Origin of the sequence: Pedobacter kyungheensis (genome assembly GCF_000812965.1) — a bacterium.
GTDB lineage: Bacteria > Bacteroidota > Bacteroidia > Sphingobacteriales > Sphingobacteriaceae > Pedobacter > Pedobacter kyungheensis.
The window spans coordinates 25821-50210 of sequence record NZ_JSYN01000003.1 but is presented as its reverse complement, the minus strand read 5'-3'; the positions used below and the strand labels follow the sequence as shown (position 1 = coordinate 50210).

21 protein-coding genes are annotated in these 24390 nt (G+C 41.4%); 19 read left to right on the top strand and 2 right to left on the bottom strand.

Features of this window, described 5'->3' with window-relative positions:
• Nucleotides 1-388 precede the first annotated feature (388 nt).
• The 9 genes from OC25_RS03400 to OC25_RS03360 all read left to right on the top strand — a co-directional run bounded on the left by OC25_RS03400 (nt 389) and on the right by OC25_RS03360 (nt 9835).
• Entirely contained in the window at nt 389-823 is a 435-nt protein-coding gene (locus OC25_RS03400) for a hypothetical protein (protein ID WP_039471795.1), read from the top strand.
• Nucleotides 824-959: 136 nt separating this feature from the next.
• Nucleotides 960-2111, top strand: coding sequence for a porin (locus OC25_RS03395; protein ID WP_039471793.1), 1152 nt, complete (start codon nt 960-962; stop codon nt 2109-2111).
• Between the two features lie 11 nt (nt 2112-2122).
• The gene (locus OC25_RS03390) at nt 2123-3553 is read left to right on the top strand and encodes an anion permease (RefSeq protein ID WP_039471791.1); all 1431 of its coding nucleotides are present in this window, start codon (nt 2123-2125) and stop codon (nt 3551-3553) included.
• Nucleotides 3547-4215 (top strand): succinate dehydrogenase cytochrome b subunit, encoded by a 669-nt coding sequence (locus OC25_RS03385; protein WP_039471789.1) that lies wholly within the window; start codon nt 3547-3549, stop codon nt 4213-4215. Before OC25_RS03390 ends, OC25_RS03385 begins: the two co-directional genes overlap by 7 nt.
• Before the next feature lies 1 nt (nt 4216).
• The gene (locus OC25_RS03380; protein WP_039471787.1) at nt 4217-6133 is read left to right on the top strand and encodes a fumarate reductase/succinate dehydrogenase flavoprotein subunit; all 1917 of its coding nucleotides are present in this window, start codon (nt 4217-4219) and stop codon (nt 6131-6133) included.
• Between the two features lie 7 nt (nt 6134-6140).
• Nucleotides 6141-6887: a succinate dehydrogenase/fumarate reductase iron-sulfur subunit gene (locus OC25_RS03375; RefSeq protein ID WP_039471785.1), complete on the top strand. Its 747-nt coding sequence runs from the start codon at nt 6141-6143 to the stop codon at nt 6885-6887.
• 46 nt (nt 6888-6933) lie between these two features.
• Complete coding sequence (locus OC25_RS03370; RefSeq protein ID WP_039471782.1) at nt 6934-8505, top strand: L,D-transpeptidase family protein; 1572 nt, start codon at nt 6934-6936, stop codon at nt 8503-8505.
• A 101-nt stretch (nt 8506-8606) separates the two neighbouring features.
• Nucleotides 8607-9050: a pyridoxamine 5'-phosphate oxidase family protein gene (locus OC25_RS03365; RefSeq protein WP_039471780.1), complete on the top strand. Its 444-nt coding sequence runs from the start codon at nt 8607-8609 to the stop codon at nt 9048-9050.
• A gap of 29 nt (nt 9051-9079) precedes the next feature.
• On the top strand, nt 9080-9835 hold the full coding sequence (locus OC25_RS03360) for a carbonic anhydrase family protein (RefSeq protein ID WP_082018498.1): 756 nt from the start codon (nt 9080-9082) through the stop codon (nt 9833-9835).
• 118 nt (nt 9836-9953) lie between these two features.
• Here OC25_RS03360 and OC25_RS03355 read toward each other — a convergent pair whose 3' ends face one another.
• A complete protein-coding gene (locus OC25_RS03355) occupies nt 9954-10673 on the bottom strand; it encodes an outer membrane beta-barrel protein (protein ID WP_039471778.1) in 720 nt (239 codons plus the stop codon).
• Between the two features lie 5 nt (nt 10674-10678).
• Nucleotides 10679-11740: a PCMD domain-containing protein gene (locus OC25_RS03350; RefSeq protein WP_039471775.1), complete on the bottom strand. Its 1062-nt coding sequence runs from the start codon at nt 11738-11740 to the stop codon at nt 10679-10681.
• Between the two features lie 290 nt (nt 11741-12030).
• Between OC25_RS03350 and OC25_RS03345 the strand changes: the two genes are divergently transcribed.
• The 10 genes from OC25_RS03345 (at nt 12031) to OC25_RS03300 (ending at nt 24386) form a co-directional block, all read left to right on the top strand.
• Nucleotides 12031-12594 carry an RNA polymerase sigma factor gene (locus OC25_RS03345; protein WP_039471774.1) on the top strand — a complete coding sequence of 188 codons (564 nt, stop codon included), beginning with the start codon at nt 12031-12033 and terminating at the stop codon, nt 12592-12594.
• Nucleotides 12595-12637: 43 nt separating this feature from the next.
• Nucleotides 12638-13651, top strand: coding sequence for a FecR family protein (locus tag OC25_RS03340; RefSeq protein WP_039471772.1), 1014 nt, complete (start codon nt 12638-12640; stop codon nt 13649-13651).
• Nucleotides 13652-13678: 27 nt separating this feature from the next.
• Entirely contained in the window at nt 13679-17203 is a 3525-nt protein-coding gene (locus tag OC25_RS03335; protein ID WP_039471770.1) for a SusC/RagA family TonB-linked outer membrane protein, read from the top strand.
• Between the two features lie 21 nt (nt 17204-17224).
• On the top strand, nt 17225-18610 hold the full coding sequence (locus OC25_RS03330; protein WP_052265926.1) for a RagB/SusD family nutrient uptake outer membrane protein: 1386 nt from the start codon (nt 17225-17227) through the stop codon (nt 18608-18610).
• A 40-nt stretch (nt 18611-18650) separates the two neighbouring features.
• Nucleotides 18651-20141: a TlpA family protein disulfide reductase gene (locus tag OC25_RS26675; RefSeq protein ID WP_082018497.1), complete on the top strand. Its 1491-nt coding sequence runs from the start codon at nt 18651-18653 to the stop codon at nt 20139-20141.
• Nucleotides 20142-20152: 11 nt separating this feature from the next.
• The gene (locus tag OC25_RS03320; RefSeq protein ID WP_209435559.1) at nt 20153-21262 is read left to right on the top strand and encodes a TlpA family protein disulfide reductase; all 1110 of its coding nucleotides are present in this window, start codon (nt 20153-20155) and stop codon (nt 21260-21262) included.
• A 60-nt stretch (nt 21263-21322) separates the two neighbouring features.
• Nucleotides 21323-21799 carry a hypothetical protein gene (locus tag OC25_RS03315; protein ID WP_039471765.1) on the top strand — a complete coding sequence of 159 codons (477 nt, stop codon included), beginning with the start codon at nt 21323-21325 and terminating at the stop codon, nt 21797-21799.
• Nucleotides 21800-22094: 295 nt separating this feature from the next.
• Entirely contained in the window at nt 22095-22748 is a 654-nt protein-coding gene (locus tag OC25_RS03310; RefSeq protein WP_039471763.1) for a hypothetical protein, read from the top strand.
• A 101-nt stretch (nt 22749-22849) separates the two neighbouring features.
• On the top strand, nt 22850-23626 hold the full coding sequence (locus OC25_RS03305) for an ABC transporter ATP-binding protein (protein ID WP_039471761.1): 777 nt from the start codon (nt 22850-22852) through the stop codon (nt 23624-23626).
• A 10-nt stretch (nt 23627-23636) separates the two neighbouring features.
• Nucleotides 23637-24386 carry an ABC transporter permease gene (locus tag OC25_RS03300; protein WP_039471759.1) on the top strand — a complete coding sequence of 250 codons (750 nt, stop codon included), beginning with the start codon at nt 23637-23639 and terminating at the stop codon, nt 24384-24386.
• The last annotated feature ends 4 nt before the right edge of the window (nt 24387-24390 follow it).

Sequence of the window (24390 nt, the reverse complement as noted above, 5' to 3'; positions counted from 1 at the left end):
AATTTTCAAAAAAAAACTACCTGTACTTTATGTTTATATGGTTTATTAGGTAGTTTAATATGATCTGTTTGCAGTTTATTAAATATTGTCTGAGTAAAAAGGCTTATGTGTTTGAAAAATGCTAATTTATTTTTGATTATAACGTGAGGAATTATTAAATTTTGATTAAATTTTCTTATTTAGGTGGGGAAATTAAAGTTGTTGTGTATTTTTGATAGTATAAAGTTTGTGAAATTTAATCGGAAGAAGAGATTTTTTAGTTTTGTGTGTTTTTTCTGATTTTTGCTCAGGCAAAAGTAATTATTAGCTGGTTTTTTTGGTTTAATCTCCGTTTTTGGATGAAGATAGGAGAGAAATATAATGCATGTTCCTTTTTTAATTGATATTTATGAAGCTACGCCAATTACCCCAATTGATTCCTTTTATCTTTTTATTGTTGCCAGGCTGGCAAGCAAGCGCTTCTACCAGCGATTATCCGCATGGCTGTCTGATCTTTTACAATGGGGCAGAGCGGGTCTTCACCCAATATTTGCATACTGATGCCTCCTCTTCACGCCATTATTCAGTTGAAGTGAGTTACGCTCAAGGTAATGCAGCTTGCGAGGTGGCCTATAGTTATACCTCGCCTTATAGTGGTGGCTGTACAGTGAACGGAGCTACTACCGGAACCAATGTGACGATCACCTCCATCGTGGATTGTGCTGTTGATCATCACCTGATGATCGGTTTACTCGGAGTTGGATTGCTCTGGGGTGGACGAAGACATTTCAATTATAGTATGGCCAGACCAAAGCGTAATTTGGATTTAGTGCCTGGCTGGTAATTAAAAGAATTCCATAACCTAAAATATTGTCATGGCACAATATTTTAAGTATCTTAGAAAGGTTATTATCAAAATGTAATCTGTGTTCCTGTTGTTTAAATTACTCAGCAATCACAACAAAACCTAAAACGCTCCTATGTATAGAAAAACTACTATCCTGTTTATTTTGGTAATTACACGTATGTTGGCCAGCGCCCAGCAAACCGATATTGGAGGCATTGATAGAGATACCATCAGCAATTATTCTAAATATAAACGTTCTATCGGCTTTGCAGGCTTACTTCAAACCCGTTTTTTAGCCTCACTTACAGATAAGGTAGATATTAACGGTAAAAATTTTAGCGAAACTGCTGAAAGCAAAAACAGAAATGCTTTTATGCTCAAGCGTGCAAGATTGCAGATTAAAGGCAATGTTAACGACCATTTCGCAGCCAATATTATGGTCAACTTCGCTGAGTTTAACTCCAATCCATCCAATAAAGTATTGGAGAATGCTTACGTCAAATATAGTCTGAACAAGCATTTTAATATACAAGCCGGGCAGTTCAGGCCTTTTTTTGGGATAGAAGATGCGCTTCCGGTTGATGTGATCCGGACTTTTGATTACTCTAATCAATATTATGCTTTTGGGGCAAGTGGCTGGCAAAGTTTCCAGATTGGCTTGTCGCTGCTTGGCGATATTACTTCGAACGCAAAAGTTCCGCTCAGGTATTATTTAGGCGTGTACAATGGAAATAACAGAAACGAGCCTTCAGATAATGATGAAGCTAAAAACTTTTACGGAAGAGTAGAGGCAGAATTGACCAAAAAATTAATTATCGGCGTAAACGCAGCCGTGGGTAGTCTGGGCAAAGGTCAGGGCGATGCCTGGGGAGCAGATGTGGTCACTACACATAAAGTGGGGAGTAGGTGGCAGTTTTCTTTAAGCGCAGAGTATAAGAATGGTACAAATCTGGCCCTTTTTAATACCTATACCAACAATGCCCCCTCACTTTCAGCAGTCAGAATGCAAGGTTTTTATGTATTCCCCATATTACGCTATAACCCTAATTTACCTCGTTTAAGAGGCATAGAATTATCTTCCAGGTATGAATATCTGGATGTTAACTACAAGTTAGATCCAAACCTGAGGCAAAATATTGTTCCCAATATCTCGCTCGTATTCGCCGACGATTTTTATGCAGCGATACAGACCGGCGTTAACATTAATCTCTACAATCGTAATTTACCCCTCACAGCTACTTACACCAGTAGTTTGTATTACCTGCAATTACAAGTCCGCTTTTAATTTTTTTATTCATGAAAGACATTAACCTCAAATCACTGATCATTACAGCCATTATTGGACTGGTGATCTGGTTTATCCCTGTTCCCGAAGGCGTAAAACCCAATGCATGGCATTTATTGGCTATATTTACGGCAACCATTGTCGGCATCATTCTAAAGGCAGCGCCAATGGGTTCTATGGCTATGATTGGGATTACCCTTTGTGCAGCTACACAGGTATTAGCTCCCGGCGACCCTGTATTATCCATAAAAAATGCACTTAGCGGCTTTGGTAATTCAACCATTTGGCTAATCGGATTGGCATTTTTTATCGCCAGAGGGTTTATTAAAACCGGGCTTGGGACCAGATTGGCCTATATTTTTATCAGGATGTTTGGTAAAAGCTCTCTTGGGCTGGCCTATGGCCTCAATACAGCCGATCTTATCCTCGCACCGGCCATCCCCAGCAATACTGCAAGGGCGGGTGGGGTAATTTATCCCATCATGAAATCTATTGCAGTAAATATGGGCTCCTCTCCAGAGAAAGCCGAAACGCATCGTAAAATCGGTGCATTTTTGACCTTAAGTAGTTATAATGCCAATATGATTACTTCGGTTATATTTCTCACAGCCACGGCCAGTAATCCCATGGCGCAGAAATTTGCCAAAGATTTAGGGATTACCATTACCTGGGGAAGCTGGTTTTTGGCTGCAGTAATTCCCGGACTGGCCTGTTTCTTATTAGCCCCTGTTTTTCTTTACAAATTTTATGCTCCGGAGTTAAAAAAGACACCTGATGCACCTGGAATAGCCGCGGAGGAACTTAAGAAAATGGGACCAGTTAGCAGGCAGGAGTGGTTAATGGTTGCCACCTTTATTATTTTACTGGTATTGTGGATATTTGGTAACCTCTTCGCCATGGATGCAACTACGGGAGCTTTGATTGGCCTTTCGACATTGTTGCTTTGCGGCGTGCTGAGCTGGGACGATGTAAAATCAGAAAAAGGTGCCTGGGATACTATAGTCTGGTTTTCTTCCCTGGTTATGATGGGATCTTACCTCAATTCATTGGGATTTATCGGGTGGTTCGGTCAGTTGGTTGGTAAAGAAATGTCGGGTTTAAGCTGGCAATGGGCTTTCCCGATTATTATATTGGTATATTCTTATTGCCATTACCTATTTGCAAGTGCTACGGCCCAGGCAGCGGCAATGTATTCCGTATTTTTAGCGGTCGGGATTGCAGTTGGTGTTCCGGGCACGATGCTGGCTATCTTTTTAGGAGCCTGTGCCACGCTTATGGGATCGCTTACACATTATGGCCATGGTCCGGCACCAATATTTTTCGGCAGTACCTATGTGGATATGAAAGATTGGTGGAAACAAGGTTTTTTTATTAGTGTACTCTTCCTGCTCATCTGGTTTGTAATCGGTGGGCTTTGGTGGAAAGCAATAGGGTTATGGTAAGATTAAAAGGAAGTACACAGGCATATAAATTATGGATGGCCCTTACCGGACTTTTTCTATGCGTATTTCTGGTCATCCATGTTTTAGGTAATCTACAGCTTTTTTTACCAGCTGAGCAGGCAAGAGAACAGTTTAACTGGTATTCCAGGTTGTTATCCGGTAACATATTGATCATGCTCATCTCTTATGTGCTTTATTTTTCAATCCTGGCACATGTCTTTTACGCGATTGTACTTACGCTAAAAAAGAAAAAAGCAAACGGTGCAGCTTATGCCTACGACAGAAGAGCTAATGTGAGTCCATGGTATAGCCGCAATATGGGATTACTGGGAACCATTATTTTGCTTTTCCTGATCATCCACCTTAAAGACTTTTGGTATCAATACAAATTCGGCGAGTTGCCCCTCGATAGTCAAGGTCAGAAAGACCTATACCAGATCGTTATCACAACCTACCGGCAATTTTGGTATGTTTTGGTATATGAGTTAGGGCTGCTTGCACTGGGCTTTCATTTGCTGCACGGTTTCTTCAGTGCTGCCAGAACATTGGGACTATATCATCCAAAATATGTAAGGATAATGAAAGTGTTTGGCTGGGGCTATACCGTGTTAATCATCGCAGGATTTATGGCCATGCCCGTTTACATTTATTTAATGACTTAAGATGAGTAAACTAGACGCAAAAATTCCAGAAGGTTCGCTCGAAGATAAGTGGTCGAACTTTAAAAATAAGGCCAGACTGGTTAATCCCGCCAACCGGAAAAAGATGACGGTTATTGTGGTTGGAACAGGACTGGCTGGCGCCTCATGTGCGGCTGCACTTGCCGAGCAGGGTTATCAGATTAAATCTTTCTGTTTTCAGGATACACCCCGAAGGGCACATTCAGTTGCAGCACAGGGCGGGGTGAATGCTGCTAAAAACTATAAAAATGATGGTGATAGTGTTTACCGGATGTTTTACGATACCATTAAAGGAGGGGATTTCCGATCGCGCGAGGCTAATGTTTACCGTTTAGCCGAATGCTCAGCAGCCTTAATTGACCAGGCGGTGGCGCAGGGGGTACCCTTTGCCCGCGAGTATGGTGGCTATCTCAATAACAGATCTTTTGGTGGAGTACAGGTTTCCAGAACATTTTATGCCAGAGGACAGACCGGACAGCAGCTTTTACTGGGTGCCTATCAGGCGTTAATGAGGCAGGAAAACCTGGGGAAAGTAAAGACCTATTCGCGGCACGAGATGCTGGATCTGGTGCTTATCGACGGTAAGGCAAAGGGGATAATTTCACGCGATCTGGTTACGGGAGAAATCGAAAGGCATGCTGCCGATGCAGTTGTTTTGGCTACCGGAGGATATGGGAAAATCTATTACCTTTCTACGCTGGCCATGGGGTGTAATGCTTCTGCAATCTGGAGGGCACATAAAAAAGGAGCTTTAATGGCAGGAGTAAGCTGGATCCAGTTTCATCCTACCTGTCTGCCTCAATCCGGAGAGAATCAGTCTAAGCTTACCCTGATGTCAGAATCGCTGCGTAATGATGGCAGGATATGGGTGCCACTGTTGCCGGATGAGAAAAGAGCAGCAGCAGCCATTCCGGAAGCAGAACGGGATTATTATCTGGAGAGGCGCTATCCTGCATTTGGTAACCTTTCTCCCAGAGATATTTCCTCGAGGGCAGCGAAAGAACGTATTGATGCCGGATTTGGTGTCGGACCAATGAAAAATGCAGTATATCTCGATTTTTCCAAAGCATTAGCAGAGCAGGGAAAAGAAAAGATTAAAGAGAAATATGGCAATCTTTTTGCCATGTATGAGAAAATTAACGGCATAGATGCCTACAATGAGCCCATGTTAATCTCTCCCGCTGCTCATTTTACCATGGGTGGTTTATGGATCGATTATGAGATGATGACCAGTATACCCGGTTTATTTGCACTGGGAGAAGCTAATTTTTCAGACCATGGCGCAAACCGCCTGGGCGCAAACTCCCTGCTTCAGGCTTGTGTAGATGGTTATTTTATTGCTCCTTATACCATACCGAATTACCTCGCAGGCGAGCTGAATACTGGTAAGCCCGATACCTCACATCCTGCATTTGCTGATGCTGAAAATGCAGTAAAAGCGCAGTTAGCCTTTTTTATGCAATGCAAAGGGAGCCTTTCGGTCGATTATTTTCATAAAACATTGGGTAAGTTGCTCTATGATAAATGCGGACTATCCAGAAATAAAACTGGTTTGGAAGAAGCAATAAAAGAGATTCAGCAACTTCGTGAATTGTTTAAAAAAGAACTTAGAATAACCGGAGACGCAGGGTTGAATAGCGAGCTGGAGAAGGCCGGAAGAGTGGCAGATTATCTGGAGCTGGGCGAGCTGATGTGTGAAGATGCATTGCAAAGAGCAGAATCTTGCGGGGCACATTTCAGGGAAGAATTTCAAACTGCCGAAGGCGAAGCGTTACGTGATGATCAGGACTATGCCTATGTTTCGGTCTGGGAATGGACAGGGAAAGATCAGCCACATCTTTTGCATAAAGAACCCCTGGTGTTTGAAAATGTAAGTTTATCGGTAAGGAGCTACAAATAGAAAGGTTATGAAATTAAACTTAAAAATCTGGCGCCAGGAGCACAGCGAAGCGAAAGGAAGTCTTGTAAATTATCAGCTTGATGGAGTGACCACGCACATGTCTTTTCTGGAAATGCTCGATATGCTCAATGAAACGCTAATTCAAAAAGGCGAACGCGTTATCGAATTTGATCATGATTGCAGAGAAGGTATTTGTGGGCAGTGCGGACTGATGATCAACGGACGGGCACATGGCCCTTTAAAGCATACTACTACCTGCCAGTTACACATGCGTAGCTTTAAAGATGGAGATACGGTTTACATTGAGCCCTTTAGGGCAAATGCATTTCGGGTGCTCAAAGACCTTAAAATAGACCGGAGTAGTTTTGACCGGATTATAAAGGCAGGAGGTTATATCTCCGCTTCAACCGGTCAGGCTCCTGAGGCCAATAGCATACCCATAGGGCATGAACAGGCTGAGGCCGCCTTTGATGCAGCAGCCTGTATTGGCTGTGGTGCATGCGTAGCAACCTGTAAAAACTCCAGTGCTGCACTTTTCACCGCTGCAAAAGCAGTACATTTGGCAATTTTGCCTCAGGGCCAGATCGAAAGTGCCGGAAGGGTATTGGCTATGGTTGACAAAATGGATGAAGAAGGTTTTGGCCATTGTTCCAATACAGAGGCTTGCGAGGTAGAGTGTCCTCAGGGTATTTCTGTGCTACACATTGCAGAATTAAATTTCCGCTACCACAAGTCGCGATTGCTGAAAAAGTAGTGCTTATATGAAGATCATAGCTAAGTTTGCATATTCTCAGGTTTATATGATAAAATACATCGTGCTCGGGCTTTCCCTGCTAACCGCAGTGGCCTGTACAGGCAATGGAAAAAAGAAAGAAAGGCAAACAGTAAATACAGCAAAAGTAGCTGAACCCTTGGTCGATACCTCCTTACTGGTGCTTGATACTTTGATGATTGATAGCTTTCTGGTTAATAAACCGGCGTTTAAGGAATTTAAAGAGGATTTCAGAACATTTTATGCCGCCAGAAACTTCCGCTACGCCTGGTTTGATACAAAAGGGATAATCGAAGGAGCCCAGCATTTAGCAGGGCAGATCAGGGCCAGGGAAAATGATGGGGTAATAAAGAAACAGGCATACGCCGACGAGTTCTTTACCTTAATCGATCAGCAGAAAGCGAAACCGCTGAAGCCTTTGCTGGCCTTAGAGCTGATGTTAACTGCCCAATACTTTAGCTATTCGAAAAACAGGCTGGGAGGCTCAGAACTTACCAAAGCTAAAGATCTCGGTTGGTATTTACAGGCGAAAAAACTTTCCTATGCCCAGTTGCTTGCCAAACAGCTCAAAAGCCCTTCCAGCGAGATAGAACAGGAAGCGGTGATCCCTCAATATATCGCCCTGCGCAAAATGCTTAACCATTATCAGGAGCTCGAAAAAAAGGAAAAAGATGTATGGGTAGACAATGATACGCTGTTTAAAAAAATAAGCGTAGGAGATACACTGGTGGCGCTGGCTAAGCTGCGCGAACGGTTATTGCAGTTGGGCGATCTAAAAATTAAAGCACCCGACAGCGTGTACGATCAGCCCCTGGCAGATGCCATAGTGCGGTTTAAAAAAAGACATGGCATACGCGCCGATTTTTCCATCAGTCAAGGCTTTTTGAAAGAAATCAATGTTCCGCTGCATAGCCGCATACAGCAGATGATGATCAATTTAGAGCGCATGAGGTGGATTCCGCTGGGAGATCATGGCGCTAAGTTTATTTTGGTTAACATACCCGCCTACCAGCTGTATTACTATGAAAATAACAAGCTCAGCTGGGGCTGTAAGGTTGTAGTTGGAAAGGCAATGAATCAGACGGTTATTTTTGAAGGAAATTTACAATATATCGTTTTCAGTCCATATTGGTATGTGCCCGAAAGCATCATCAAAAAGGAAATCCTGCCAGCTATGAAAAATAATCCGGCTTATCTCGACCGGCATCGAATGGAATGGAACGATGGCAAGGTAAGGCAGAAACCCGGAGCCGATAATTCATTAGGCCTGGTAAAGTTTATATTCCCCAATGTAAACGATATTTATTTACATGATACCCCGAGTAAGCCTTTATTTAAAGAAGATGTCAGGGCCTTTAGTCATGGCTGTATCAGGGTTGAAAAACCAAAAGAACTTGCGGCGCTGTTATTACCTAAATGGACCTCAAAAAATATCGATGCTGCCATGAAAGGTGGAAAAGAGCAATGGATTCCATTAAAAAGTAAAGTTCCGGTTTATATCGGCTATTTTACAGCCTATGTAGATTCGGCGGGAGAATTGAATTTTAGGGATGATGTCTACCAGCGCGATGGGCGTTTGCTGGAAATGTTGATGCAGTAAACTGCAACCTCATGATTTTTTTATCCGCTATTGGATAACACAGGCTTTATTGATAGCTTTATTTTAAAGACAAATTTAACCATAGAAAAACAAAACAGGATATGCTGGGAAATCTAAATAAAGGAGAGATCGTCGCACTGCTGGAAAATCAGGTAATTGGCCGGTTGGGCTGCCATAGTGAGGGCGAAACTTACATTGTACCGATAAACTATATCTATCACGATAACGCTATCTATGCCCATTCGGCAAAGGGAAAGAAAATGGATATGCTGCGGGCAAATCCGGAAGTATGTTTTCAGGTCGACCAGATTGAGGATACTTTTCGCTGGAAAAGTGTAATTGTTTGGGGAAAGTTTGAAGAACTACAGGGAGAGGAACGGCAGCAGGCCATGCAGGGAATTATCCACAAGATTATGCCCTTAACAGATGCTTCATCTCAGGGACCGTCTCATGGAATTGATCCGGCCGAGCGTGCCAATATTATTGTTTACAGGATTAATATCAAAGAGGGTACAGGCCGGTTTGAAGCGCATCCGGATTTGTAAGTGTAATAATGGCATAAATAAAAAAACACATGAGAAAAATTTATACGCTGGGGATAATCGGAACACTTTTGTTAGGAGCTTGTAATCAAACTGTTGAAAAGAAAGTCCAGTCAAAAAATGTCGATACTGTGGTTGTTCCCAAAGCAGATATTCTTATTTCCGAAGCGCTCACATCAGAACAACAAGAGAAACTTACTCCCGATAGTGTGCTGCAACGTATGAAAAAGGGGAATAAAGATTTTACGGAAGACAATCTTACGGTCAGGAATAGTACAGAAAGGGTTAGGAGGGCATCGCTTGGGCAGTATCCTAAGGCAGTTGTTTTATCCTGCCTGGATTCGCGTGTGCCGGTAGAAGATGTATTCCATAGTGGAATCGGAAATCTTTTTGTAGCCAGGGTAGCAGGAAATATTATCAATGATGATATTTTAGGCAGCCTGGAGTACTCTTGTAAAGTATCAGGTGCTAAGCTGATCGTGGTATTGGGACATGAATATTGTGGTGCAGTAAAATCCGCAATTGATGATGTAAAACTGGGTAATATTACTACACTTTTAGCGAAAATACAACCTGCAGTTCAGCATGCGAAGGCTTCTTTCAAGGGAAAAACAACTTCTTCAAATCCCGATTTTGTTGCGGCCGTATGTGATGAAAACGTAAAGGAGTCTATTCGTCTGATCCGTGAAAAAAGCCCCATATTGAATGAGATGGAAAAAAACGCAAAGATTAAGATTATTGGTGGAGTTTATGATATGAACTCCGGTAGAGTTGAGTTCTTTAATTGAGGTTCAAGGTTACGCCGGGCTTGCTCATGATCAGGCGCCAGGTTACCAGTAGCACCAATTATAGCTATTTTTTCGTGTCGCTGCTATCCGGTAGCCTAATCGCTTTCAATATCAGATATTAAAAGTGATAAGCCAGGCCAAGGTTAGCAAAGATATTGTACATTTTAAATGATATCCCTTTAAAGCTTCCTGGAAATACCGGAACAAGCCCCCATTGCAGTTCTGCCCTTACGGCCAGTTGATTCCAAACCAGCCTTTCAGCGCCACCCAATAGCCCAAAGTCAATTTTACGCTGGCGATCGCTGAAATCAAAACTGGCTTCATTAATCGTTATTTTTTCGCCAAAAGAGTCGCCTTTTCTCAGATAACCATCAGATACGCTTCCGGAGAAAGAGGGACTGATGAGCCGCGAGAGATAAACGCCAAGTTTGAATCTCCAGGCTTCACCTAATTGGTAACTGGCATAGACAGGAACAGAAAGATACAAGTTTTTTACCCTGGTGGTATTGGTGCCGCTAAAATCCCCTTCCACAAAAGCATCATCTACCGATACCTGCGTATGAAAATACTGAACGCTATCGATAACCTGCATGTTTTTAAAGCCAATATTTAGTCCTGATCCAATTGCCCATTTACTTCCTGTATGGTAAATGAGCTCATAACCCAGGCTGGGTGAAAAGCCCGGAGAATAATGATTTATTTTCCTGATGTTATCAGGAAGTGAAGTTGGGGCCAGGCCGCCAATATTATAACCAATGGTTATGCTGTGTTGAAATTTAGTTTGAGCATAGCCTGAAATCCAAAGTAAGGTTAACAGCAGAGAGAAGGTAATACGCATCAGATTTATTTAGGTTGGATAGATAAATGATCGATAACCAGGCGGCTGCCCAGCGAGCCGCGATAATGATCGCCTTCTTTACTCGAGGAGGCTACAATGGCAAGCATGAGTTTAGTTCCGGGCTGGGCAGTCCAGCCGGTCTTATAAACAAAGGGCAGATCAAATTTGGTAAAATCCGCTTTCATTGAACCATCGGCAAGTACTGCCCTGGCCACAATACGTTCTGAGTTGGCTATGTTGGTGCCATTTAGGCGTTCGGTGCCTTCAAATAAAACAGCGTAAATAGAGCATTCGTCTGTTTTGCCCGCAATAATATTCTGATTTTCATCCTGATAAGCCGCCCCTGGGGTGTATTTATAATAGCCGCTAAAGCGGTCGGGAAGGCCCTGGTAAGGTTCTCCGAATTCTGTGGCCGCCAGCGGGTTTACCAGCACTACAGCAGGATTAAAATTGCCCGTAAAGAGCGATCCGGCATAGAGGTATATACCCACAAATGCCGATAAAGCAGTGCCCTTAATGGTAACCATTTCAGCCGCTTTAGTAGATAAGTATCCATCGGTGGTTGAACGGGTAGGATAAGCGCCGGGCTCTTTAGGTACTCCGGATATCGCTACCCCCTGGTTACCCGAGCTCCAGACTGAGCTCATATCGTCTTCTACAGGATATTCATATTTATCGGTTGGATGCTGTTGCCAGTGCTCAAAATCGAATTTCCAGTTGCCCAGGTTTACTACCTGAAGGGTATAAGTCTTTTGATTTTCACTCCGCTCTGCAGTTACGGTATAACTTATAGTTCGGCCTGGAGTAAATATGATCTTTTCGCCTGAAGCCGGCGATACACGTGCATTTTTGGATAGCGTTAGCGTAGGGCTAATTCCATTTTCATAAGCCTCTTGGGTTAAATAAACCAGTATTTTCCGGTTAGCCTGATCAATAACAGTTGCTCCTGTGGTTAGCTCGGCAGGTATATTGAAAGATTCAATATCAGCTTCAGGGTTCTTTGGTGCATCTTTGATACAGGAGTTTAAGAGCAGGAGCAACATAAAAAAGGAAAAGAAAATTTTCATAGGCGTAAAACGAAAGGGAACGCTAAGGTGCTAATATGTAGTGATAAAGATAAGCAATAAGTGCGATGCTGACAATGCAGGCTTATACAGCCCATCTCTTAAACTGGCCGAAAATAAGATTTCGATAATAGTTCACCAGAATATTGGCAGGTTTAGCTTCAGCGATAAATGGAATGCCGTTGATAAATAAGCTACAATTAAACCGAATGGTTATATTTGTATCTTTAGTCTTAATCATCCCGGCTGATCAGAATTTAATTTACAAACCCTAATCAAAATCAACTGCTATTATGAATCAGGACAGCACAGAAGCTGAACGTTGGATTTCCTTTTGTGATGGTGATGAGGGCGCTCTCGTAAGTCTTTATGAGCGCTATTACAGCATGTTTTTTGTATGGGGCTGCAAGTGGTTAGCTGGTGAAGAGGATTTTGTAAAAGATCAGCTCCATGATTTTTTTCTTTATATATGGGAGAGCAGAGATAAACTTTCAAGAGATATCAATGTTAAGGCTTATTTGCTTACCTCTTTTCGCAGACGCTTATTGTATCAATGGAAAAAGCATCAAAGGTTAACCTCTATCGAACAGATGGGTGAAACATTTGAAAATAACGAAGCCGAATTGCTGGATGCGGAGGCAATAAGCGAGCAGTTTTTAAGATTGGAAAAAGCACTCACCCTGCTCAGCCCGGCACAAAGAGAAGTTGTAGAGCTGCGGTTTTTGCAAAGTAAATCTTTGCAGGAGATAGCAGATATGAAAAAAACGAGCCTGCGTACGGTATATAATCTGCTTCACAGAGGCATTAGTAAGCTTAGATCAGAAATAAATGAAAAAAACTTTCTTTGGCTGTGGTAAATTCTGCCTGTGTTATGCTCTGTATTAAAAAGAGCAAGCCATTATGGAGTTTAATTCAACCGAAGAGTTTTTAGCAGATGAATCATTTATCGATTATTGCCTTGATATAAATGAAACGCATATCGTTTTCTGGAAAAACTACGTTGAGAACAATCCCAATAAATTACAGTATATAAATGAAGCCAAAGATCAGGTTAAAAGCCTGCATTTGCTTTTACTTGCAGAGCAGCTAAAACCTGGTGCAGTTTCTTTATTAAAACAAAGTTTACAACCCCGTAAAAACAGGTTATATCCATGGCGCTATATTGCTGCAGCGGCGGTAGTACTGTTTTTAATGGCAATTGTGTTTGTGTTTTACCGGCTTCAGAACCATGGGGGGCACTCAGGTCTGGCCAGCTATGCTTCACATAAATATTTTTACCAGGCAGGCGCCAGCCAAAAGAAAGCCATCAATTTATGGGATGGTAGTTTTGTAATCCTTGATCGAAATGCATCGCTATATATCGATTCTGCTTTTGGTGAGCAAGAACGTGTGATGCATTTATCCGGAGTAGCCTATTTTAAAGTAGCAAAAGATAAAGCACATCCTTTTAAAGTTTACACTGGTGATTATGTAACCACAGCAGTAGGTACTGCATTTAAGCTCGAGAGCAGTAACGATCAAAAGAAACTTAAAGTAGATTTAGAAGAAGGTAAAGTTACTGTAGAAAAGAGAAAAGGAAGGGAATGGAGTCTGCTTGCTACCTTGAACCCTAAAGAGAGCATCAGTTTTGGCGATCGCTTTAAACTGTTCCAAAACCAGAAATATTCTGTTCAGAAACTTAACGATTGGAAAGCACAGGAGATTATCTTCAAAGATGCCCCGCTTAAGGAAGTACTCTTACAGCTCGAAATTTATTATAACGTTGCCATTGAAATCGAAGATAGTGATGCCGGTAAGGAAACCTTCAATGGTACCTTTAAGCATGATTCGCTCCGGTCGGTAATGGAAATGCTCTGCTTTACAGTAAATAAACACTACAAATTTACTGACACTAACCATATTATTATTTATTAACCCAAACAACAACCAACCAAACATTTCATGATTTTTAAAAAAATGCAATGGAGACCATACCGGCAAACTCCGTTATTACGCTTGCTATTGATGAGTATGCTGTTCATCACGTTTGCTTTAAATGCCCGCTCGCAGGAAAAAAAGCAAATCAGTTTTAACCAAACACCTGTTGAAGAAGCATTCAATAAACTGGAGAAAGTATTTAATATCCGTTTTTATTATTCTGATAAAAGCATCGATAAAAAACTGGTGATTAACATGGCCAGGAAGCCGCGTAGTTTAAATGAGATCCTGGACTATTTTGATGAAGCTTACGGACTTATATTTAAAACCACCGGGAATATGATCGCGGTAAGTAAAAAAGCAGCCAAAGAGATGCCTCCCGTCAAATCCAGTTTTGAGGTTAAGGGAAAGGCCGGATTATTTGAAGGAGACCATATTATTTATGTACCCGGAATTACAGTTAGGGCAATAGGCTCAACAAGCACCGCGATAACAGATGATAAGGGGAATTTCAGGATTACCAGCCCTTCATCTTCAGTTAAGCTTTCTTTCAGTTATGTAGGCTATCAAACAATAGAGATTGCGGCGGCAACCAATGCAGAGGTAAATGTAAATTTACGCGAGGATGCCAGCATGTTAAAAGAGGTAACTATTGTATCAAACGGTTATCAAACACTCGCTAAAAAGAATACTGCAGGTAGTTATGCTACGCTTTCAGCTGCAGATATCGAGCGCAGGAGCAACCAGAGTTTAGATCGTATTCTGGAGGGGGCAATTCCAGGCCTTTCGGTATATAATGGTTTTAGATCAGTAAACGGAACCAGAACACAAACCGGAGTGGATATTCAGGTGAGAGGCGGAAGTGCTATTCAGAGCGAGCGCAATACCCCTTTAATTATTGTGGATGGTTTTCCGGTTAACCAGCTGCCCGATAATTTTAACGATGTAGAAAAAATAGATGTGCTAAAAGATGCCTCAGCATCTGCAATCTGGGGTGCCAGAGCGGCAAATGGCGTAATTGTAATTACCACAAAACGCGGAAAAAAAGGAGCACTAAGTATTGATTTTTCGGCAAACCTGTACCTGACCGAAAAAAATGATTTTAGTGTACTTAAACGAGCTACCTCAGCCGATATGATTAGTGTGGATAATGAAATTTATGCAAAAGGATATTTCAATTCAGCATTTTTTCAGGGCACACAAGGCGGCTTTTCTCCATCGTTCGATTATATCCTTCAAAAGGAAAAAGGATTAATTTCGGCAGCAGAACTGACCAGAAGACAGGATTCGCTTTCAGCCACATCGAATTTAGAACAAAATAAAGCGCTTTTAGCCAGAACAGGTATCCGTCAGAATTATTACTTGTCTTTGGCTGGTGGTGCCGAGAAATATCGCTTCAGATTTTCAGGATCTTATGATAACAGCAAGTCTAACTTCATAGGAGATGCGAACCGCTCAATCCAGGTTAACATGCGTAATGATTATGAAATAACCAGATGGTTACATGCGGTAGCAGATTTGAATGCTGCTTTTAATAACCAGGATATTGGGGCAGATATCAGATCGCAGCTTTATGGCCTGGCTCCCTATCAGATGCAGCTTGATGCCAATGGCAATTATGTTTACGATTACAATGCATTTAATGTCAATACCAATGCTGTATTGATGGCAAAAGGTTATTACAATAATGGCAAGAACTTATTGCAGGATGCACGTTTATCTGATAACAGCAACAGCAGTTTTGCTTTAAGAACTAAAGTTGGGCTTGAGGCTACAATAACCAAAGGTTTAACGTTTAACACTTATTTTCTTTACGATAAGCTGAAATCAACCAATAATCAGCTGGTAAACGAAAACGCTTATGCTGCGCGGTCATTATTAAACAGATATGCCAGTTTAGATGCCAATGGAAAGGCTTTATTTAATTTGCCTAAAGGGAATTATTTGAATTTAGCTGAGAATACAAATGATAATACCTCAGTCCGCTCACAGATCAATTATACTAATTTATTTGCTGGCAAACATTTTATCAGTTTAGGCGGAGGGGTAGAGGTGAAACAATATTTAACTTCAGGCCTCACCAACCGTAAATACAATTACAACGACGATTTGCAGTCCTGGTCACCTATTAATCAGATTGTATTGCTAAATGGTGTAATCGGGCAAAGTGGTTCCAATACCATTTATGATGCTACCCAGTACGACCGTTTTAGCTATGGAAATACACGTGAGGTTTCTTTTTATGGCACAGGTAGTTATACTTACAATGATAAATATACCTTGCAGGGTAGTTTACGTTTCGATGAATCCAATTTATTTGGCGTAGACCCTAAGTACAGACGTACGCCATTATGGTCGGTGGGTGGAGCCTGGGAACTAAGCAAAGAGAAATTCTTTCATGTTGATTTTATCAATTTAATTAAACTGCGCGCAACGGTAGGGCTAACCGGAAATTACGATCCTACAACCACGCCATTGCTGGTAGCAACAAGAGCTTTTCAGGCAGCAACTTCCGATTACAGGTCGAGGGTAGATGCCAGTAACCCCTATAATCCAAAGCTTAGATGGGAGAGAACAAAGACCTATAACCTGGGAGCTGATATCGCCTTTTTAAAGAACAGATTCCAGTTGAGTATAGATGCATATAAAAAATATGGATACGACCTGCTGGGTACCCAGTTACTGGACCCGACTATTGGATTTACCTCAACAAAACTGAACGGTGCGCAGATGACCAATAACGGTTTAGAACTGGCTTTAACCGGCAGGGTGTTACAGCAGGGAAGCTTTATGTGGAGCAGTACTTTAAATTTTGCTTATAACACCAATAAAATAACTGAGAATAAAATCGCAGAAAGTAATCCTGTTCTAGGTCGTGTAACAGCCACTGTACCGTACTACGTTGAAGGTTACCAGCGCGAGGCATTGTGGAGCTACAAGTGGGCTGGTTTGAGCAGCACCGGAGATCCGCAGGTATATGATGGCAATGGCAATAAAGTTTTGGTGCCTGTATTAGGTTCTTTGGAATATAGTGGTTCTTATCGCCCCAGGTATACCGGTGGTTTTACCAATATTTTTAATTACAAAGGGGCTTTTGCCAGCGTAGTTATGATTTATAACCTGGGTGGTGTTTTCCGCCGCGAAATGCCTTCGATGAATGGTTACGACTGGAGTCCGGTAATCAATTATCAGGTAGCAGACAGGTGGAGGGTACCGGGAGATGAGGCCAGAACAGATATTGCCGCATTTCAGGCTTCGCCTTCATTGCTATATGATGGTCGCGACCGGGCAGCGAAATACTCAAATAATAGTGTAGAGAGTAGCAGTTTTTTAAGACTAAGAGAGATACAGATTGGCTATAAATTACCCGTTTCAATATTGAAGCATACACCGGTAAAGAGCCTGTCCATATCGGCCCAAATGAATAACATTGCCATTTGGACTAAAAATAAGTATGGCATAGATCCAGAGGCCATTGATGCCCAGAATGGCGGATATTACCTGCCTTCGCCTAAAGTTACAACGATTAGCCTGCGTGCAGGTTTTTAACCTTTAAATCATGTTAGCCAAATGAAAATTAAATTAATTATAATCGCAGCGTTTATCCTGATTGGTTTTGGATCCTGCAAAAAATACCTGGATGCAAATCCCATAAAGGGAAAAGTCATTCCTAAAACACTTTCAGATTACGAAGAATTTTTAAATGATATTTTACTCAGCCAATCCGGATATATCTATTCGGAGTTTATGACTGATGATGTATTAATAGGCACGGTTACCGCGCCAACAACTGATCGGACTTCAAGATCTTATACCTGGCAAAAAGAGCTTTTACTGGCAACAGACGATGATGCAGAGTGGAATTCGCCTTATAATTACATCTACATTTGTAACCTGGTGCTGGATAATCTGCAGTCGTCAGAGCAGGGAAACGATCAAACCAGGAACCGCTTACGTGCCGAGGCCTTAACCCAACGCGCATATTATTTCTTTTCCCTGGCTAATTTATACGGGAAAGATTATGTTGCGCAAACTGCTGCTACAGATTTATCGGTTCCGATTATGCTACATGCAGATTTGGAAATAAAGGCCAGCAGGGCAACAGTACAGCAGGTTTGCGATCAGATTACTGCTGATTTGAATACGGCAATAAACATAACCGATTTTCCGGAAGAAGGCCGGAATTATATTCATCCGGGTAAGCTGGCTGCTATGGCACTCCTTTCGAGAGTGTACCTGTTTAAAGGCGATTATGAAAATGCCCTAAAATATGCTAACCTGGTATTGGCGAAGAAAAGTACATTATTCGACTGGAATACCTTAAGTTTTAGTAATCCGCTTAAACCAACTGCCGCTACCATACAAAATAACCCATTGCCGCAGAATAATATCGAAAATATTTACACCAAAACGGCTTCAAATGCAGGTTTGTTTACCCGTTTTATGGCCAGTACCGATTTATTGGGCGTTTTAGAGCAGAAAGACCTTCGCTATGTGTTCAACTTTACCCGCTTAACCTCAACCGGAGCGCCAAGTACCAGTGTTAATCCCGATTATCTTGGCACTACGCCAAACTTTAGTATTGGTGTACCTGAAATGATGTTAATCAAGGCCGAATGCCTGGCCAGATCAGGAGATAAAGATGGTGCCGTTTCGCTATTAAATACATTGCGTACCAAGCGCTTCAAGCCAGCAGATTATGTAGCCTTAACTGCTACTTCGGCAGATGATGCTTTGCTTAAGGTATTGTCTGAGCGGAGAAGAGAGTTGCTTTTTCGCGGACTCAGGTGGTTTGAACTTAAAAGATTAAACCGCGACGAGCGCTTTAAGAAAACAATTACAAGGACGGTTGGCGGACAAACCTATAGCCTGGAACCAGGTAGCGACCGGTATCAGTTACAGATCGCCCCTAAAATTATTTCAATTAATCCTTTAATTATTCAAAACCCCAGATAAACCTGCCCAAAAAAGGCAATAAGTAAAATATAGTTTTTCAATGATATCCAATAAAATGCGTATTAATTCCTTTAATATAAAATATCTGTTGCTGACAGGCCTTTTGCTTCAGCTATTTAGTGTAGCAGCACAACAAACCACCATTAACGGACAGTTCTCTGGCGATGTGCCTGCCAGCGAAATAAAGGCTACCCTTTGGGATATTTCGGAGGGATACCAGGATGTAGCACTGGGTAGGACTAAAAAATATGAGCTAAACCTTGATGAGCAAGGCGGATTCATGGTAGCGTTGAATCCTCAAAAATCCGGACTGTATAAATTAACATATACCGTAAAAGGGCGTCCGGGAGCTGTCGATTTTTTTCTGGAACCTGGTAAAAATGTGCATGCCAAGTTTGAGGTGCATAACCCGGAGGTAAAGCTCGATCTCACCAAAGGGATTAATGAAGAGACTAAAGTCTTATATGAAGCCAATAGCCTGGTTAATCCGGTAATGATGAGCATTTACAAAGAAAACAGAAATCCCGATTCGGTAAAACTACAGCTCAATGAAATTAAAACATTAATGGCAAAGGTAAAGGCCTCTTATCAGGGAAAGAACAGCTTCATTAAAGAATATCTCGATCAGTCAACATTTTTTCAATACACTTCTATATTGTATGATTACCCGCGATATTACCAGGCGCAGAAGAAGAATAAAGACAAAAAATGGGTAATTAGTGCTGATTATTACAACGATGGATTTGATTATAAGCGGTACCTGAACAGAAATGAGGTGATGTTTCAGTTAGAGTCTCCTTTGTTTTGGTTAGATAATTATATTCAGCTCAATAAAAAAACAACAACAAGCGGCGATAAAGCGCAGGAATTAGATTATACGCTTAAACAGGCCTACCAGTTGACCGACAATCAGCAGTTGCTGGATACTTATGCCTTTTATAAACTTAAAGCATACATTAAAGCCAGCAAAGGGGTTACACCTTCAGCGCAAGCAGAGACCATAATCGCTACCAGTATCCAGAAAATAAGAGACACCGCTTACGTAAATTATCTTTGGGCAAATATCCAAAAATTTAAAAGTATGCTTGCCGGAGCAGAAGGCTTTAAGCTCTCCTTAGAAAATACCGACGGAAAACCTGTGTTTTTAAAAGACTATGCCGGGAAGTATCTCTACGTAGATGTTTGGGCAACATGGTGTGGCCCATGTAAAAAGGAACGTCCGTTTTTTGATGCGCTTGCATCGCGCTATAAAGATAAGAATATCAGTTTTGTAGGTGTTTCTATAGATAGTAAAAGTCAGAAACAAAAATGGTTAGATATGGTGAAAACCGAAGCAACTTCAAATATTGCTCAGCTTTTTGCAGGGAGTGCATCCGCATTTGTAAACCATTATGATATCACAGCCATCCCCAGATTCTTATTATTCGATACCGAAGGGAAGCTGTTGCAGTACGATGCTCCGCGACCAAGTGACGAGCGGATTACTACTTTATTAGATCAGTTAACAGCAGGAAAAAACAACAAGGATTAAAGATGTTAGAAATGATGGTTTATTTGAAAAAAACTGCTGGCTTGGTTGCCCTTATGGTGGCCGGCTTAACTTTTGGCGCCAAAGCACAATCGGCAGCACGCATAAATATGGATATTGAATTTAGTACGGCTTTACACCAAAGTGGTACTAAGTTAAAATTGTATCGAGAATGGCCAGCCAGGAAACTGATCGATACCGGCGTGTTGGATAACCAAAGGCACTACACTTTTCATGTAGCTGATAGTCTTCCGGCTGTTTATTCTGTTGAGCTCAGAAAACCTTTTTTTAGCCGTATTGTGATACTCGAAAAAGGATCCTGCCATATAGTGTTGAACACCGATTCACAGACACTGGTTAATGGTGGAGCAAAACAGCAGATTTATGAAAAATATCTTGCCGCTATTAAACCGCTCGAAAAAGAATGGACTTTAGCAGGGAAAAAATACACCACAGCAAGTAGTTTGGAAGAGAAGCTCGCAGCAGAAAAGGAAAACAGGGAAAAGGCAGAAAAAGTTCAGACTGCCCGCTTGGCGTTTATCAAAAACAATATCAACAACAGCCTGGGCGAATGGCTTGCACACAGCTACCTTAATATTTGGCAGGATCATGAGCTTAGAGAACTGGTTAAAATCTTTTCGGCTACCCAAAAAACTAACCTGGTATCTGCTGAGCTTGATAAAAAACTTCAGCTTGCAGATGGAAAATTACTGTTGGGCAAAAAAGCACCATTGTTTATTTTACCTGCAGTAACCGGTAACAATGTATCACTTGAGGAACTATTAAAAACGAATAAATTCGTGCTGGTTGATTTTTGGGCTTCGTGGTGCACACCTTGCAGGGCAACGAACAGAAACATTGCTCCCATATATAAAGACTTAAAAAATAAAGGAATTGAAATTGTTTCGGTATCGGTTGATGAAAATAAGGAATTATGGAAGAAAGCAATCCAGTCAGATGGTATTCCGTGGTTACAATTAATTGCACCATCGGCCATGAAATCTAAAATTGTTACAGATTACCAGGTTACAGCATTACCTGCTACTTTTCTTATTGATCAGGATGGATTTGTGATTAAGCAGCATTTAGAGCTTGATGAATTGAAGAAATTGCTGCTTAAATAAGCAATCTAAGGTGATTGAGGCGAAGATAAACGCGCTGAAGGAAAAAATAACGACTGTAAGATGGTTGATAGCTTAGCTAAGAGAAACGAAAATACGATAGGTGAGAGAAGAGCGTTTTTAAATTTCTTCCATGCTTTATGGAGTACTGAAAAGAAGGCCGTTAAGTTTATTTATAGTCTGGCCAGGGTCATTGCAATAGTAAAAAACAATAGTATAACAATAAATGAACCATCGGCAGAAGGAGATACCCTTATTGTAGTTATAAATGGGCTTGTTACCGCATATGCAGCGGGAGCGCTGTTTCAAAAAACCGATATTAGACAGGGAAGAGATCAAAGCGTATTTATTTGGGAAAGAAAATCGGAGGACTCAGCAACCTTGAGCTTCCGGGCAATTGAAAATTCAGTATTATTCCTGATTTCAACAGAAAAGTTAAAGAGGGCCTGTCAAATGTACCCTGTACTTGATAATTTCCTCTTTCAGCTTATTTTCCCAGATGGGGTAAGGAGCCTGAAATGTCAGCTGATTACAGTATAGAAATAGAATCAAGCGCTACTTTCAGCGAAGCTACTTTGACAGTATAATAGTATTAAAGGATTGTTGTTTTAATGGTCATGGTGTTTTACTTGAACCTTACATCAGCAATCCTTTTTTTAATTTATGTTTAGTCACTTTATAAGGGGCAACTCGCAGGTACTATCGCTATTTTGTGAAATTACCCAGGCAGTGAATAAATATATCTAAATGGTGGTGCAACCTTTAATAAATCCTTGTCGTCTTTCCTGCATACAAAGTAACAAACGTATTTGCAGTACCTAACAAATTTTAAAAGATGAAAAAAATTATTTACCTGTTTATTTTAGGCCTTTGTGTCCTTACCAGTTCTTGCACCATGATGGTTAAAGGTTTTGCCAAACTCCTGGTTAAAGATTATAATGATTATACCAGTACCTATGTCTCTGATATACAGATCGAAGATCCGAATGGTAAGCATCAAACATTTAAAAATTTGTATGGCGGAAAAACGGTCTATCTGTATGTTTGGGGAAATAAGAAATTATCTGCAGAACAAGAAAAGTCGTACCGGTTACTCAAAGAACGTTTTGCTAAATATCCTGACGTAGTTTTTGCTAATCTAATTGTCGGCTCAGATAGCTCATCTACAACCAACAGGTTAGTTGACGATGCATCATCGGCTGAATTCCGTAAGATTTTGAAACTAAATGATCCTGCACCATTTATTATTGGTAAGGATGGAGCCATTTTAGCCTACAAGGGCCCAAAGCCTGACGATAAAATTTTAGTTGATTATGTGCTTTTTCAAGCTATGCAAGGCGAAGATGGAACTAAATCTGCCAAACGGTTCATTAGAGGTGTTAACGGCAATAGCCAGTTTAAATCTGATAAACTGATTGAATGGTATACTGGCCATTTTGGTAAAGCACCTGGCAATAAACTCTCCATGTCTTTGTCTTCTACAAACTAAAGTCGCCCGTTTGGAATAAATTTTTGTAAAACCATAACCTAAGCAGCTAACAGATTTATAAAGGAGAACATTGAATAGGCCTAAATTTATATCTTTGGTATATGGAGATCAGTCAAAGCCTTTTAAATGTCGAAAACCTTTCTGTTAATTATGGGAATTTCGAGGCTGTGAAAAACATTAGCTTCAGCGTTTTGCCTGGAGAAATTTTTGGCCTGCTCGGTCCCAATGGGGCTGGCAAGACCAGCACATTGAGTGCAATAGAAGGTTTGGTCAGGTTTTCTTCGGGCACTATCATTGTTGATGGCTATGATGTAATTAAAAATCCCTTGCACGCACGTGCGGCAATGGGCGTACAATTGCAGTCAACAACCTTTCAGCCTGAACTTAATGTGGTGCAGATACTGCAGCTGTTTTCTGGTATATATGGTGTACCACTTGATAAAAACGGGGTTAACCGGATTTTAAAAGAAATCCAGTTGGAAGACGCTGCCCACAGGAGATTTGCCCAGCTATCCGGTGGACAGCAACAACGTTTGTCGCTTGTCATCTCAACCATACATCATCCCCGTCTGGTTATGCTTGACGAACCTACCACAGGTCTTGATCCACAGTCGCGCAGGCAATTGTGGGAACGTATAGAAGCGATCCGTAAAAGCGGACATGCCGTTTTATTAACTACACATTCAATGGAAGAAGCTGAAGCGATCTGTGACCGCATCGCTATAGTCGATCACGGTAAGATTATCACCATCGATGAACCCCAGGCGTTGATAGAAAAACACCGCAATGATCCGGAGGTTATTGCTGTTTCCCGCCGTGGAAAAATTACTTTGGAAGACGTGTTTATTGCATTAACCGGTCGCGAAGTGCGTGCCTAAAAATTTTCAGATGTCGGTATCAATTCCTAAAACCAACACCGCCTTAATGGCATTGTTAAAAGCAGATTTCGCAGTCCTCAGGGCTAACCGCCGTTCCGCTATCCTGGCACTCCTTGTGCCTGTGGTTATATTAATATCTTGGAAACCCCTCATTCCTAAATTGGGAGGTGCTTATGCGCTCTCAGCTGCCATTACCTTTGGCCTGATGGCAATTGGGTTGATGGGGTACTCCATTACAGTAGCGCGAGACAGGGATAAGGGAATATTTCAAAGGTTAAGGGTTGCTCCGGTGCCTACCTGGGCAATTATGGTAAGCAGACTGGCTATACAACTTTTTATGATTATGCTCCTCACCATACTCATCTTTATTATCGACAAATCGTATGATGGTGTTACGTTAACATTAGCAGGTTATGTCATAACCTTTTTTGTGGCTTTTTTGGGCGGTGCAGTTTATTTATCGCTGGGGCAGCTGATTGTTGGCCTGATCAAAAATCCCGAAACTGTTAATGCCACTACGAGGATTGTATATTTTATCTTTATTATGGTGGGCATGTTCGGCGAATTGGGTACCCTTGGAGAGCAGGTTAAAAAATATATACATTATTCTCCGTACGGTGCTGTGAAAATGATGCTGGCTACCAGTATGACTCCGCAAACCTGGTCTTCCGCTACAAGTGTGGCAGTGCTCATATCCATTGGCTATGTGCTATTATTTGCCGGTGTGGGCATTAAATTATTTAAGTGGAATACCAAATAATGCA

Excerpts from the sequence above, each read along its gene's own strand:
- OC25_RS03375 (WP_039471785.1), top strand. The coding sequence starts at position 6,141 with ATGAAATTAAACTTAAAAATCTGGCGCCAGGAGCACAGCGAAGCGAAA.
- OC25_RS03315 (WP_039471765.1), top strand. The coding sequence starts at position 21,323 with ATGGTTGATAGCTTAGCTAAGAGAAACGAAAATACGATAGGTGAGAGA.
- OC25_RS03385 (WP_039471789.1), top strand. The coding sequence starts at position 3,547 with ATGGTAAGATTAAAAGGAAGTACACAGGCATATAAATTATGGATGGCC.
- OC25_RS03390 (WP_039471791.1), top strand. The coding sequence starts at position 2,123 with ATGAAAGACATTAACCTCAAATCACTGATCATTACAGCCATTATTGGA.
- OC25_RS03300 (WP_039471759.1), top strand. The coding sequence starts at position 23,637 with ATGTCGGTATCAATTCCTAAAACCAACACCGCCTTAATGGCATTGTTA.
- OC25_RS03400 (WP_039471795.1), top strand. The coding sequence starts at position 389 with ATGAAGCTACGCCAATTACCCCAATTGATTCCTTTTATCTTTTTATTG.
- OC25_RS03335 (WP_039471770.1), top strand. The coding sequence starts at position 13,679 with ATGATTTTTAAAAAAATGCAATGGAGACCATACCGGCAAACTCCGTTA.
- OC25_RS03345 (WP_039471774.1), top strand. The coding sequence starts at position 12,031 with ATGAATCAGGACAGCACAGAAGCTGAACGTTGGATTTCCTTTTGTGAT.
- OC25_RS03350 (WP_039471775.1), bottom strand. The coding sequence starts at position 11,740 with ATGAAAATTTTCTTTTCCTTTTTTATGTTGCTCCTGCTCTTAAACTCC.
- OC25_RS03355 (WP_039471778.1), bottom strand. The coding sequence starts at position 10,673 with ATGCGTATTACCTTCTCTCTGCTGTTAACCTTACTTTGGATTTCAGGC.
- OC25_RS03395 (WP_039471793.1), top strand. The coding sequence starts at position 960 with ATGTATAGAAAAACTACTATCCTGTTTATTTTGGTAATTACACGTATG.
- OC25_RS03370 (WP_039471782.1), top strand. The coding sequence starts at position 6,934 with ATGATAAAATACATCGTGCTCGGGCTTTCCCTGCTAACCGCAGTGGCC.
- OC25_RS03360 (WP_082018498.1), top strand. The coding sequence starts at position 9,080 with ATGAGAAAAATTTATACGCTGGGGATAATCGGAACACTTTTGTTAGGA.
- OC25_RS03310 (WP_039471763.1), top strand. The coding sequence starts at position 22,095 with ATGAAAAAAATTATTTACCTGTTTATTTTAGGCCTTTGTGTCCTTACC.
- OC25_RS03340 (WP_039471772.1), top strand. The coding sequence starts at position 12,638 with ATGGAGTTTAATTCAACCGAAGAGTTTTTAGCAGATGAATCATTTATC.
- OC25_RS03365 (WP_039471780.1), top strand. The coding sequence starts at position 8,607 with ATGCTGGGAAATCTAAATAAAGGAGAGATCGTCGCACTGCTGGAAAAT.
- OC25_RS03380 (WP_039471787.1), top strand. The coding sequence starts at position 4,217 with ATGAGTAAACTAGACGCAAAAATTCCAGAAGGTTCGCTCGAAGATAAG.
- OC25_RS03330 (WP_052265926.1), top strand. The coding sequence starts at position 17,225 with ATGAAAATTAAATTAATTATAATCGCAGCGTTTATCCTGATTGGTTTT.
- OC25_RS26675 (WP_082018497.1), top strand. The coding sequence starts at position 18,651 with ATGATATCCAATAAAATGCGTATTAATTCCTTTAATATAAAATATCTG.
- OC25_RS03305 (WP_039471761.1), top strand. The coding sequence starts at position 22,850 with ATGGAGATCAGTCAAAGCCTTTTAAATGTCGAAAACCTTTCTGTTAAT.
- OC25_RS03320 (WP_209435559.1), top strand. The coding sequence starts at position 20,153 with ATGATGGTTTATTTGAAAAAAACTGCTGGCTTGGTTGCCCTTATGGTG.